Source organism: Micromonospora sp. NPDC126480 (genome assembly GCF_040302465.1).
Lineage (GTDB): Bacteria > Actinomycetota > Actinomycetes > Mycobacteriales > Micromonosporaceae > Micromonospora.
In genome coordinates this window covers 119,735-132,466 of sequence record NZ_JBEORU010000009.1, presented here as the reverse complement: position 1 = coordinate 132,466, position 12,732 = coordinate 119,735, and the positions used below count along the sequence as shown (strand labels likewise).

At 73.2% G+C, this 12,732-nt stretch carries 11 protein-coding genes; 4 read left to right on the top strand and 7 right to left on the bottom strand.

Going from position 1 to position 12,732, the window contains the following annotated elements; genetic code table 11:
- Positions 1-153 precede the first annotated feature (153 nt).
- The 6 genes from ABTW87_RS11220 to ABTW87_RS11195 all read right to left on the bottom strand — a co-directional run bounded on the left by ABTW87_RS11220 (position 154) and on the right by ABTW87_RS11195 (position 4,602).
- Positions 154-1,119 (bottom strand): PLP-dependent cysteine synthase family protein, encoded by a 966-nt coding sequence (locus tag ABTW87_RS11220; protein ID WP_350650672.1) that lies wholly within the window; start codon positions 1,117-1,119, stop codon positions 154-156.
- 12 nt (positions 1,120-1,131) lie between these two features.
- Positions 1,132-1,491: a MoaD family protein gene (locus tag ABTW87_RS11215; protein ID WP_350650671.1), complete on the bottom strand. Its 360-nt coding sequence runs from the start codon at positions 1,489-1,491 to the stop codon at positions 1,132-1,134.
- A 69-nt stretch (positions 1,492-1,560) separates the two neighbouring features.
- Positions 1,561-2,049, bottom strand: coding sequence for a M67 family metallopeptidase (locus ABTW87_RS11210; RefSeq protein WP_350650670.1), 489 nt, complete (start codon positions 2,047-2,049; stop codon positions 1,561-1,563).
- 55 nt (positions 2,050-2,104) lie between these two features.
- The gene (locus tag ABTW87_RS11205) at positions 2,105-2,605 is read right to left on the bottom strand and encodes a DUF2017 domain-containing protein (protein ID WP_350650669.1); all 501 of its coding nucleotides are present in this window, start codon (positions 2,603-2,605) and stop codon (positions 2,105-2,107) included.
- A 76-nt stretch (positions 2,606-2,681) separates the two neighbouring features.
- Positions 2,682-2,972 (bottom strand): ATP-dependent Clp protease adapter ClpS, encoded by a 291-nt coding sequence (gene clpS, locus ABTW87_RS11200; RefSeq protein ID WP_130322227.1) that lies wholly within the window; start codon positions 2,970-2,972, stop codon positions 2,682-2,684.
- Between the two features lie 103 nt (positions 2,973-3,075).
- On the bottom strand, positions 3,076-4,602 hold the full coding sequence (locus ABTW87_RS11195) for a hypothetical protein (RefSeq protein WP_350650668.1): 1,527 nt from the start codon (positions 4,600-4,602) through the stop codon (positions 3,076-3,078).
- Between the two features lie 227 nt (positions 4,603-4,829).
- On the opposite strand from ABTW87_RS11195, the gene ABTW87_RS11190 reads away from it, so the two are divergent.
- From ABTW87_RS11190 to ABTW87_RS11175, 4 genes are all read left to right on the top strand, one after another.
- Positions 4,830-7,514 carry an ATP-binding protein gene (locus tag ABTW87_RS11190; RefSeq protein ID WP_350650667.1) on the top strand — a complete coding sequence of 895 codons (2,685 nt, stop codon included), beginning with the start codon at positions 4,830-4,832 and terminating at the stop codon, positions 7,512-7,514.
- Positions 7,515-7,577: 63 nt separating this feature from the next.
- Positions 7,578-8,864: a nicotinate phosphoribosyltransferase gene (locus ABTW87_RS11185; RefSeq protein WP_350650666.1), complete on the top strand. Its 1,287-nt coding sequence runs from the start codon at positions 7,578-7,580 to the stop codon at positions 8,862-8,864.
- 11 nt (positions 8,865-8,875) lie between these two features.
- Positions 8,876-9,457 (top strand): isochorismatase family protein, encoded by a 582-nt coding sequence (locus tag ABTW87_RS11180; protein ID WP_350650665.1) that lies wholly within the window; start codon positions 8,876-8,878, stop codon positions 9,455-9,457.
- 71 nt (positions 9,458-9,528) lie between these two features.
- Positions 9,529-10,740: an MFS transporter gene (locus ABTW87_RS11175; RefSeq protein WP_350650738.1), complete on the top strand. Its 1,212-nt coding sequence runs from the start codon at positions 9,529-9,531 to the stop codon at positions 10,738-10,740.
- Between the two features lie 207 nt (positions 10,741-10,947).
- On the opposite strand, the gene ctaD is transcribed toward ABTW87_RS11175, so the two are convergent.
- Positions 10,948-12,708 carry an aa3-type cytochrome oxidase subunit I gene (ctaD, locus tag ABTW87_RS11170; protein ID WP_350650664.1) on the bottom strand — a complete coding sequence of 587 codons (1,761 nt, stop codon included), beginning with the start codon at positions 12,706-12,708 and terminating at the stop codon, positions 10,948-10,950.
- Positions 12,709-12,732: the final 24 nt, after the last annotated feature.

Here is a 12,732-nt window from a genome sequence, read left to right as displayed (position 1 = left end):
TCGCGATGCGTAGTGTCCGCGCCGGCCGTCGCACCGCGAAGCATGATCTCCACCGCCGCGTACGCCACGCTGCGCAGCCTACGCGCGGTCACGGGAGCGCATGAATCATCCACGGGAAGATGTCACGAACGTGACACCCTCTCCCGGTCCCGGTCAGGCCCAGAGCTGCCCCTCCAGGGCGTCCTCGGCGTCGGCGAGGGTGCCGCCGTACGCCCCGGTCGACAGGTACTTCCAGCCGCCGTCGGCGACCACGAAGGCCACGTCGGCGCGGCGCCCCTCCCGGACCGCCTCGTGCGCCACCGCCAGGGCGGCGTGCAGGATCGCCCCGGTGGAGAAGCCCGCGAAGATCCCCTCCACCTCGACCAGTTGCCGGGTACGCAGCACGGCGTCGCGCGTGCCGACGGAGAAACGCCGGGTCAGCACGCTCGCGTCGTACAGCTCCGGCACGTACCCCTCGTCGATGTTGCGCAGCCCGTACACCAGCTCGCCGTAGCGCGGTTCGGCAGCGACGACCTGGATGCCGTCGACCTTCTCCCGCAGGTACCGCCCGGTGCCCATCAGCGTGCCCGTGGTGCCGAGCCCGGCCACGAAGTGCGTGATCGTGGGCAGGTCGTGCAGCAGCTCGGGGCCGGTGGTCTCGTAGTGGGCGCGGGCGTTCGCGTCGTTGCCGTACTGGTAGAGCATCACCCAGTCGGGGTGCTCGGCGGCGATCTGCTTGGCGGTGGCCACCGCCTGGTTGGAGCCGCCCGCCGCCGGCGAGAAGATGATCTCCGCGCCGTACATGCGGAGCAACTGCACCCGCTCGGTGGAGACGTTCTCCGGCATCACGCAGACCAGCCGATAGCCGCGCAGCTTCGCGACCATGGCCAGCGAGATGCCGGTGTTGCCGCTGGTCGGCTCCAGGATCGTGTCGCCCGGCCGGAGCCGGCCGGACTCCTCGGCCGCCCGGACCATGAACAGGGCGGCCCGGTCCTTGATGCTGCCGGTCGGGTTCCGGTCCTCCAGCTTCGCCCACAGCCGCACCGGCGGCGCCCCGTGGGGCACCGTCGGCGAGAGCCGGGGCAGCCCGACCAGGGGCGTGCCGCCGCAGGCGTCCAGGAGGCTGTCGTACCTCGCCATGTCGGCCCGCCCTCAGCGAGCGGCGACCGACGCGCCGCGCGCCGCGGCTGCCGCCGCACCGTGCTGGGCGATCGCGGCCGCCGCCGCGAAGCCGAACGCGCCGCCGGCGACGGCCGGCAGGATGGTCACGCTGTCGCCGTCGTTGAGCTTGGCGTCCAGCGCGCCGAGGAAGCGGACGTCCTCGTCGTTGACGTAGACGTTGACGAAGCGGTGCAGCGCGCCGGCGTCGGTGACCAGCCGCGCCTTCAGGCCGGCATGCCGGGCGTCCAGATCGGTGAGCAGGTCACCCAGCGTGTCGCCGGTGCCCTCGACGACCTTCGCGCCGCCGGTGTAGCTGCGCAGGATGGTGGGGATGCGAACCTCGATGGCCATGGTGCGGTGCTCCTTGATCGGGTGTGCCGGGATGGTGACGGGACGTGGCGGGGTGTTACGGCGCTGGGGTCAGCGGCCGGAACACTCGTAGTCGACCGTCGCCGGGCTCTGCCCGAACATGTAGGACTGCACGGCGTGCGGGTCCACCCCGGCGTCCAGGATGCGGACCGGCTCCTCGGTCACCACGCCGTCGACGATCCGGAAGGAGCGGATCTCCTCGGTGTCGGGCTCACGGGTGGAGACGAGCAGGTAGTGCGCGTTGGGCTCACCGGCGAAGGAGATGTCGGTGCGCGACGGGTACGCCTCCGTGGCGGTGTGCGAGTGGTAGATGACGACGGGCTCCTCGTCCCGGTCGTCCATCTCCCGCCACACCCGCAGCTGCTCCATCGAGTCGAACTCGTAGAACGTCATGGAGCGGGCGGCGTTCTCCATCGGGATGTGCCGAGTGGGCAGGTCACTGCCGGCGGGACCGGCGACCACGCCGCACGCCTCGTCGGGGTGGTCCCGACGCGCGTGGGCGACGATCGCGTCAACGATCGACCGGTCGATGCTCAGCACGCCGACAAGCCTAGCGCCTGCCCGCGCGGCCCGGCGAGGTGGCGGCCGTCACGGATCAGTCGATCAGGGCGTTGAGCAGGGATTCCTGGAGATATCCCAGGTACGCGTAGACCGACAGCTGGAACACCCGGCTGGACGTCGGGTCCTCGGCCACCGCGTCGTCCAGCTCGGCGCCGAGATCGGTGCCGTCCTTGATCTCCAACCGGACACCCATCGCCAGCCGGGCGTCGTTGAGCGCCCGCAGCCACGCCTCGGCCGCCTCGGCGTCGAGGCGGACCTCCCCGCCGGCCTCGCCGGGCAGTGCCGCGAGGATCGCACCCGCCTGGTCGATCTTCGCCGTCTTCAGGTCGCCCTCGGTGTACCGGCGGAACTCGGCGGTGCCCGCGGCGTCCTCCGGATAGGCGTCGGGGAAGAGCCGTACGACCACCGGGTCGGAGTGGTCGAACCCGTCGGTGAGCAGACCGACGACCTCGGAGGCGACCTTGCGCAGGACCCGGACCTCGTCCACCGCGAACGTGGCGACGTAGCGGTCCCCCTGCCGCCGGAACATGCTCATGACGGCACTCCGCTGCGCTCCGTGCCGCCCTGAGGCACCACCGCGCTGGATTGACTGTTCACTCGCTGACGCCCGCTCACGCCCGGTCCACCGTCGCCCAGAGGCCGTACGCGTGCAGCTGGGACGCGTCGTGCTCCATCCGTTCCCGGGCACCGGTGGAGACGACCGCCTTGCCCTTGTGGTGCACGTCAAGCATGAGCTGCTCGGCCTTCTCGCGGCTGTAGCCGAAGAGCTTCTGGAAGACCCAGGTCACGTACGTCATCAGGTTGACCGGGTCGTCCCACACGATCGTCACCCACGGCCGGTCGGCAGCCGGCACCTCGTCGGTGTCCGGCGTCTCGACCGGTGCAACCTGCGGAGCCGCCATGCCCCCCATCGTGCCACCGGATCCGGCGAACCGAGGAACCGGAACGCCGGCCGGTCGCGGATCGGCACCGCCACCACCGGCGCCCGTGCCGGCCACCCCGGCCTCAGGCGAGGAGGATGCCGTGGTCGACCGCATCGGCGAGCACCGCGCCCAGCGAGAGCCGGATCACCTCGAAGCGTCGGGAAACCTCGCGGGTCAACTCCAGCTCGACCTCCCGTAGCGCCCGTTGGGCCCAGGCCCGGGCGACGTTCGGGTCGTCGTTGCCCGGAATGCGCCAGTGCTGCCAGCAGCCGCCGGAGAGGGCCACCGCCACCGGCGGGAGCACCTCGTCCCGTACGGCGCCCGGGTAGCCGGTCAGTGCGTCGGTCGCGCCGACGCCGGTCAGCCCGGCCACGCCGCCGGTGCTGGTCACCAGGAACACCCGGTCCAGTTCCTCGCCGGAGGGATGGTCGGCGAGTCCCCAGTGCACCGCGTTGGCGATACGCCGACGGACGCCGGCCGCCACCGGCACGCCGAACACCCGGCCCGCCGCCTCGGCGATGAGGGCCCGGACGGCGTCGTCGCACTCGGCGGTCGCCAGCAGCGACAGCGCCTCCATCTCGCGGTCCAGCAGCTGCGGCAGGCCGGCGCAGCCGACACCGAAGACGATCTCCTGCACCACGCGCAGGTGGGTGTTGGCGAGCTCCAGGGCCAGGTGCTGACGGATCCGCCGGGCGGCCAGTCGGGCCTGCCGCTCGAGCTGGTCGGCCCAGGGGCCGGGCTCGGGCAGCACCGGCACCCGGCCGTGCTGGCCGGGCAGCACCGGAGGTGTGGCGCTGCCCCGGCGCAGCCCCTCGTCGGCGGCCCAGCCCACCAGGCCCCGCCGCAGGTCGTCGACGCCGTCCGGACCGACCGGGTACCAGCGGGCGGCGGCGAGGCCGGGAACGGCGGCGAGCAGCGCGGCGCGGTGCGCCGCCACGGCGACGGCGGCCGGGTCCACGGCGTCGGCGGGCGCGACTCCGCTGGACCCGGCGTCAGCCGCGCGGACGGACGCCCCCGTGTCCTCCGTCGGCGGGCCGTCGGGCGCCCAGCCGCCCGCGGCTGGGGTCACGGCGAAGAAGACCTCTACCCGCGCCCCGGCGAGATCGCCGAGCAGGTGCAGCTCGGCCGCGGTGAACGCCTGGTCGGCCGCGATCACGAACAGCACCGCGCCGGCCCGGCCCGCCGCGTCCAGCAGCACCCGCCCGCCGGCCGCGCCCAGGGCGCCGGTGTCCGGCGTGTCGACAAGTGTGAAGTGCCTCAGCAACGGCTCCGGCACGCTCAGCTCGACCCGGCGTGGTGGGCGGGCGAGCGCCGGCCCCGCGGCGAGGCGGTCGGCGCCGTAGGAGTGCGGCTGCCGGTAGCCGGGCACGTACGCGGCCCGGCGCGGCACCCGGTGGTGGCGGACCAGCAGCCAGCTGCCGGCCGGCACCGCGAGCATGGCGGGATCCAGCTGGAGCAGGGCGGCGAGCAGCCCGGCTCGACCGGCGCCGGCGGGACCGGCGGCCACCACACCCAGCGGCTCCTCGGCGCCCGGCGCCGGCGCGCCCGACCGGGCCGGCAGCGGTCGGCCGTGCGGCAGGTCGGCGCTGTCGGCCGGCTCGCCCGACACGTCTACCGCAGGGAGTGGACCCGACGTCACAGGCGGCCTCCCAGTGCTGGTGGTCGGCGGTGCCGGCCACGTGGAACTCCCGGTGTGCGGACCCGGATGCCGGAAGAGTACGGGCGAACCGGGACGCGATCGGAACACCCGGTCTACTCACGGGTAATGACGACACTACTCAACTTCGGTGCGTGACGGACCGTGCACATACGGAATCACGTCGATATGCTGCGCGAATGAGTCGGTGGAGATTCGTCGGTCGTACCCACGAGCTCAACCGTCTGTCGGCGGCGGTCACGGGTGCCGAAGGGCGGGGACTCTTCTTCAGCGGCAGCGCCGGGATCGGCAAGAGCCGCCTCCTCCGGGAGGGGGTGGAGGCGCTGCCCCGCGACCGGTACGCGGTGTGGTTCGTCGCCGCCAGCGCCACCACGGCGGCGCTGCCGTTCGGCGGGCTGGTCCAGGTGCTCCCGGCCGACCAGCCGCAGGGCCTGTCGCCCGCCGGGATCCTGCGCTGGGCGGTGGACGTGCTGCAGCAACAGGCCGCCGGCCGCCGCATCGTGCTCGCCGTCGACGACGCGCACCTGCTGGACCCGCCGTCCGCCGCGCTCGTGCACCTCGTCGCCCGCTCGGAGAACGCCATCGTGGTCGGCACCCTGCGCAACGGCGAACAGATACCGCTGCCGATCCGGGCACTCTGGACCGACGACCTGGTGGACCACGCCGAGCTGAGCCCCATGGACCCGGACGACACCGCCGGGCTCCTCGCGGCCATCCTCGAGGGGCCGGTGGACGCCGGCTCCGCCGACCGGCTGTGGCGGCTCTCCGCCGGCAACCCGCTGCTGCTGCGCGAGCTGGTCCACGCCGCCTCCGGCACCGGCGAGCTGACCAGCACGTACGGCGTGTGGAAGTGGACCGGCCGGCTGGAGCTGGCGCCGAGCCTCACCGACCTCATCGACACCCGGATCGGGCAGCTCACCCCGGGCGTGCGGTCGGCGGTGGAGCTGGCCGCGTTCGGCGAGCCGCTCGGCCTGCACCTGCTCCAGCAGGCGGTGGAGCCGGCGGACGTGGAGACCGCCGAGGAGCGCGGCCTGATCACCGTGGTCCGCGACGACCGCCGGCTCGACGTCCGGCTGGCCCACCCGCTGTACGGCGAGGTGATCCGCCGGCAGTGCCCGGTCAGCCGCACCCGCCGCCTGCAGGCGCGCCTCGCCCAGCTGCTCGAGGAGGTCGGCACCCGGCGCCGCGACGACCTGCTGCGGGTGGCCGTGTGGCGGCTGGAGTCGGGCACCGCCCAGGACGAGACGATGCTGCTCGGCGCCGCCGTCCAGGCGTTCACCCGCTACGACGTGCCGCTCGCGACCCGGCTGGCCCGCGCGGCGCTCGACGCCGGCGGCGGTTTCGACGCGGCCGAACTGCTGGCCACCATCCTGATGTTCGCCGACCGCCCGGACGAGGCCATCGAGGTGCTCGACGCGGTCGCCGCGGACCTGGGCGACGACCGGCGGCGCAGCCGCTGGCTCACCGTACGCGGGATGGTCAGCTACTGGGGACTGAGCCGGGAGTCCACGGTGGAGGAGATCGCGGCGCAGGCGGCGGAGCTGCGGGACTCGGCCGCGCAGGCCCGGCTCCTCGCCTTCGAGGCGATCATGCGGCTGCACGGGCTCGACACCACCGCCGCGCTCCGGCTCGGGCAGACCGTGCTGGACCGGCCCGCCGCCAGCGTCGCCTCGCGCGAGCTGGCCCGGTGCACCATCGCGTACCTGCACACCGTCCAGGGGCAGCTGCGTCGCAGCGCCGCCGCCATCGACCTGGTGCAGGCGGCCGCGGCCCACTGGCGCGCCGACATGCCGTACCTGCAACTGGCGCTGGAACTCGCCCGGGGGACCCGGCTCGCCCTCGCCGGCGACCTGGTCGGCATCGACGCCATCGTGGCCGACGAGTTCGCCGACCTGGCCGGCGCCGGTGACTTCCGGCTCGGCACCGGCTACCTGGCGATCCTGCAGGCGTACGCGGCGCGGCTGCGCGGCGAGACCGACAGCGCGCTGCGGACCAGCCTGAGCGCGTGCGCCGTGCTCGCCACCAGCCGGGTCTACGCGGGCCTGGCCCAGGCCGAGCGGGCCCAGGCGGCGGCGTTGCGCGGCGACGCCGACCAGGCGGCCGAGGCGATGGCCGAGGCCGACCGCACCCACGCACACGGCATGGCGGTGCTGTACCCGTGGCTGGAGCAGGCCCGGGGCGCGGTCCTCGCGGCCGGCGGCGACCTGCCCGGCGCGGTCAAGCACCTGACCGAGGTCGCCGAGCGGCTGCGCGCCGACGGTTTCGCCGGGCACGAGGTGCACGTGCTGCACGACCTGGTCCGGCTCGGTCAGGCCGGCGCGCCGGTCGGTCCGACCTGCTCCGACGGGAGCCGGCGCACGGTCGCCCAGCGCCTCAGCGAACTCTCCGAACAGGTCGACGGGGTGCTGCCGCCGCTGCTGGCCCGGCACGCACGGGCGCTGGCCGACGGCGCCGCCGAGGACCTGCTGGCCGTCGCCGACGACTTCGCGGAGCACGACCTCACCGTGTGGGCCGCCGAGGCCACCGCGACGGCACTGCAGTTGCTGCGGGAGCGGCGCTCGCCGCTGGCGGGCCGTGCCCGGGAGCGGCTCGCCACGCTGCTCGGGCGCTGCGGCCAGGTCCACACGCCGGCGCTGCGGGCCGGGTCGCCGACGCTCACCCACCGCGAGTGGCAGGTGGCCCGGCTCGCGGCCGCCGGGGCGACCAGCCGGGCGATCGCCGACCAGCTCTACCTGTCCGCGCGCACCGTCGAGAACCACCTCCAGCGCATCTACAGCAAGCTCGGCGTCGCCGGGCGCGCGGAGCTGGGCGCGGCGCTGCGGGCGATCCCGGGCCACGAAGGAGGCGGACCCGCCGCGGCGTAGCACCGGGCGTCGAAGTCCCGGCGCGGCCGGAACGTGACGCGGGGCAGGTTCTAGGCTGAGTCGGTGAGCAACCTCCGCCCCGCGCTGCTGACCGACCACTACGAGCTGACAATGGTCAGTGCCGCCCTCCGCGACGGCACCGCGGACCGCCGCTGCGTGTTCGAGGTGTTCGGCCGCCGGCTCCCCACCGGCCGCCGGTACGGCGTCGTCGCCGGCACCGGCCGGCTGGTGGACCTGATCCGGGACTTCCGGTTCGACGTGGCCGAGGTCGACTTCCTGCGGCGTACCGGCGTGGTGGACGACACCGCCGCGGAGTGGCTCGCGAACTACCGCTTCACCGGCGACGTCGACGGCTACGCCGAGGGTGAGCTGTTCTTCCCCAGTTCGCCGATCCTCACCGTCTCCGGCACCTTCGCCGAGTGTGTGGTGCTGGAGACGCTCGTGCTGTCGGTGCTCAACCACGACTGCGCCGTCGCCGCGGCCGCCGCGCGGATGGTCACCGCGGCCCGCGGACGCGCCCTGATCGAGATGGGTTCCCGGCGGGCGCACGAGGAGGCGGCGGTCGCGGCGGCCCGGGCGGCGTACCTGGCCGGGTTCCGGTTCACCTCCAACCTGGCCGCCGGCCAGCGCTACGGCATCCCCACGGCGGGCACCGCCGCGCACGCGTTCACCCTGCTGCACGACGACGAACGGGCGGCGTTCGCCTCGCAGGTGGCCACGCTGGGCAAGCAGACCACGCTGCTGGTCGACACGTACGACATCAGCGAGGGCATCCGCAACGCCATCGCGGTGGCCGGGCCCGACCTGCGGGCCGTCCGGATCGACTCCGGCGACCTGGCGGTCATGGCGCAGCAGTCCCGCGAGCTGCTCGACTCGCTCGGCGCCACCGAGACGAAGATCATCGTCTCCGGCGACCTGGACGAGTACGCGATCGCCGCGCTCGCCGCCGAGCCGGTGGACATGTACGGCGCCGGCACCGCCGTGGTGACCGGCTCCGGCGCCCCCACCGCCGGCCTGGTCTACAAGCTCGTCGAGGTCGAGGGGCGTGCCGTCGTCAAGCGCTCCGAACGCAAGGCCACCATCGGCGGTCGCAAGGTGGCGGTCCGCCGGCACAAGCCGACCGGCACCGCCACCGAGGAGATCATCGTGCCGCAGGGCGTGCCGGACCGGCAGCCGAACGACCGGCTGCTGCAGCGGTCGTACGTGGTCGACGGCGAGCCGGTGACGCCGCCGACGCTTGACGAGTCGCGGGAGCACCTGCGGCAGTGCCTGATCTCGATCCCCTGGGAGGGGTTGAAGCTCTCCGCCGGCGACCCGGCCATTCCGGTCACCGTCGTGCCGGCCGACTGAAAGGGCGTCACATGGGCAACGCGTTGATCATCGTGGACGTGCAGAACGACTTCTGCGAGGGCGGGTCGCTGGCCGTCGCCGGTGGGGCCGGTGTCGCGGCCGGCGTCAGCCGGCTGCTCGCCGCCGAGCCGGACCGCTGGGACCACGTGGTCGCGACGAAGGACTACCACATCGACCCGGGCTCGCACTTCGGCGATCCGCCGGACTTCGTCGACTCGTGGCCCCGGCACTGCGTGGTGGGCACACCGGGCTCGGAGTTCCACCCCGAGCTGGCCACCGACCGGATCGAGGCGATCTTTCACAAGGGCGAGCACGCCGCCGCGTACTCCGGTTTCGAGGGGCACGCCGACGACGGCGAGTGCCTGGCCGACTGGCTGCGGCGGCACGGGGTGGACCGGGTGGAGATCGTCGGGATCGCGACCGACCACTGCGTCCGGGCGACCGCCCTCGACGCCGCCCGCGAGGGGTTCGACACCACGGTGCTGCTGGACCTGACGGCCGCCGTCGCGCCGGACACGACCGACGTGGCGCTGCGGGCGCTCGAGGGTGCCGGGGTCACGACCCACGGGGAGCCTGTGATCAGGGCCGCATGAGGTCGTGATTCGTTGGCGGGTGTCGTACCTCCGGTCGAGGATGTCCGGCGGAGGTACGGACCCACGTGAACATGAAGCCTTACCGGGAGGCGCTCGCCCTGCCCGGTCTCCGGACGCTGCTGCTCGTGGCGGTCCTCGCCCGCGTCCCGCTCACCGCGACCGGCGTGACCCTGACGTTCTACGTCGTCCAGGACCTCGGCCGGGGGTACGGCGCCGCCGGGCTGGTCGGTGCCGCGATCACCGTCGGCGCGGCCATCGGCGGCCCGCTGCTGGGCCGCCTGGTCGACCGGCGCGGCCTGCGCCCGGTGCTCGTGCTGACCGGTGTCGCCGAGGCGGTGTTCTGGTCCACCGCGCCGATGCTGCCGTACCCGCTGCTCCTCCCGGCCGCCTTTCTCGCCGGCTCGCTGGCGCTGCCGATCTTCTCGGTGATCCGCCAGTCCATCGCGGCCATGGTGCCGGCGGAGCGCCGCCGGCCCGCGTACGCGCTGGACTCGATGTCGGTGGAGCTGTCGTTCATGATCGGGCCGGCCCTCGCCACCGCCGCGGTCACCGCCATCTCCGCCCGCACCACCCTCTACCTGGTGGGGGCCGGCATCGTCGCCGCCGGCGTCGGGCTCTTCCTGCTCAACCCCCCGATCCGCGACGCGGTCGAGCCGACCGGCCCACGACGGAAGGTGCCGCGGCGGGAGTGGCTCACGCCCCGGATGCTCGCCGTGCTCGCCGTCAGCACCGCCGCCACGCTCGTGCTGGGCGGCGCCGACGTGGCGGTGATCGCGGTGCTACGGGACAACGGCGACGTCGGCTTCACCGGCGCCGTGCTCGCGATGTGGGCGGTCGCCTCACTTGTCGGTGGCTTCGCGTACGGGGCGGTCACCCGGTCCTGGTCGCCGCTGGCGCTGATGGCGGCGTTGAGCCTGTGCACGATCCCGGTGGGGCTGGGCGGCGCGAGCTGGTGGCTGCTCTGCCTGGCCCTGATCCCGGCCGGCCTGCTCTGCGCCCCGACCCTCGCCGCCACCTCGGACGCGGTGAGCAGGCTGGCGCCCGCCGACGCGCGGGGCGAGGCGATGGGCCTGCACGCCTCGGCGATCACGGTCGGCATCGCGGTCGGCGCCCCGCTGGCCGGAGCGGTCATCGACGCGTCCGCCCCGGCGTGGGGCTTCGCGGTGACCGGTGTGATCGGCGGCCTGGTCGCCCTGGCCGTGATCCCGGTGCAGCTGCGCCGCCGCCGGACGGTCGCGGCCGCGGAGCCGGCACCCGAGCCCGAGCTGACCCCGGCCGCCTGACGCCGGCTCCCGCACCCCTGGGCTGCGGGAGCGGGACCCGGGGGGGGCCACACCGCACCCGTTGATCGACTCGGCTTGCGGCATCTCGTGCTGTCTCCGGCTGTCGACGGCGCGGGATGCCGTACCCCGGGTCGCCCACCGGCAGGAACGGCGACGGGCGCCGCTCCCCCCGGGGGGAACGGCGCCCGTCGTACGTCGTGGAGGGCGTCAGCGGCGGTCGACGTCGCTCGCCACGTCCTCCTGGTAGCTCGCGCCACCGTCGGACTCGCTGGTCAGCGGCTTGGCACCGCCCTCGGGCGGGCCGGCCAGCGACTGGCCGCCGGCGGCCAGCTCAGGGAACTTGTAGTCGAAGGCCGGCCGCTCGGAGCGGATCCGCGGCATCCGGTCGAAGTTCCGCAGCGGAGGCGGCGAGCTGGTCGCCCACTCCAGCGAGTTGCCGTGGCCCCACGGGTCCTCGACCTCGACCACCGGGCCGGCCTTGTACGACTTCCAGCAGTTGTAGATGAACGGCAGCGTGGAGACACCGGTGATGAAGGCGCCGACCGTGGAGATCATGTTCAGCGTGGTGAAGCCGTCGTCCGGCAGGTAGTCGGCGTACCGCCGCGGCATGCCCTCGCTGCCCAGCCAGTGCTGCACCAGGAACGTGGTGTGGAAGCCGATCATGGTCAGCCAGAAGTGCACCTTGCCGAGCCGCTCGTCGAGCATCCGGCCGAACATCTTCGGGAACCAGAAGTAGATGCCGGCGAAGACGGCGAACACGATGGTGCCGAACAGCACGTAGTGGAAGTGGGCCACCACGAAGTACGAGTCGGACACGTGGAAGTCCAGGGGCGGGCTGGCCAGCAGCACGCCGGTGAGACCGCCGAAGAGGAAGGTCACCAGGAAGCCGATCGCGAACAGCATCGGCGACTCGAAGCTGATCTGGCCCCGCCACATGGTGCCGATCCAGTTGAAGAACTTCATGCCGGTGGGTACGGCGATGAGGAAGCTCAGGAAACTGAAGAACGGCAGCAGCACCTGGCCGGTGGCGAACATGTGGTGCGCCCAGACGCTCATCGACAGGGCGGCGATGGCGATGGTCGCGGCGACCAGGCCCTTGTAGCCGAAGATCGGCTTACGGGAGAAGACCGGGATGATCTCGGAGATGATGCCGAAGAACGGCAGCGCGACGATGTAGACCTCGGGGTGGCCGAAGAACCAGAACAGGTGCTGCCAGAGCATCGGCCCGCCGGTCGCGGGGTCGTACACGTGGGCGCCCATGAGCCGGTCGGCGGCGAGCGCGAAGAGCGCGGCGGCCAGCAGCGGGAAGACCAGGATCACCAGGAGGCTGGTGACCAGGATGTTCCACGTGAAGATCGGCATCCGGAACATGGTCATGCCGGGCGCGCGCAGGGTCAGGATCGTGGTGATCATGTTGACCGCGCCGAGGATGGTGCCGAGGCCGGAGATGGCCAGACCCATGATCCACATGTTGGCGCCGACGCCGGGGGAGTGCTCCACGTTGCTCAGCGGGGCGTAGGCGAACCAGCCGAAGTCGGCGGCGCCGCCCGGGGTGATGAAGCCGGCGGTGGCCATCGTGCCGCCGAACAGGTAGAGCCAGTAGGCGAAGCTGTTCAGCCGCGGGAACGAGACGTCCGGCGCGCCGATCTGGATCGGCACGACGTAGTTGGCGAAGGCGAACACGATCGGCGTCGCGAAGAACAGCAGCATGATCGTGCCGTGCATGGTGAAGAGCTGGTTGAACTGCTCGGGCGACAGGAACTGCAGCCCGGGCCGGGCCAGCTCGGCCCGCATGATCAGCGCCATCAGGCCACCGATCATGAAGAACGCGAACGCCGTGACCATGTACATGATCCCGATCTGCTTCGCGTCCGTGGTACGCAGCAGCCGCGCGATGGCCGACCCCTTGACCGGCTCTCGGACCGGCCAGGGCCGGGTCACGACCGGCTTGGGTGCGACGGTGGTCACGAGTGGCCTCCGGTTCTGGGTTGT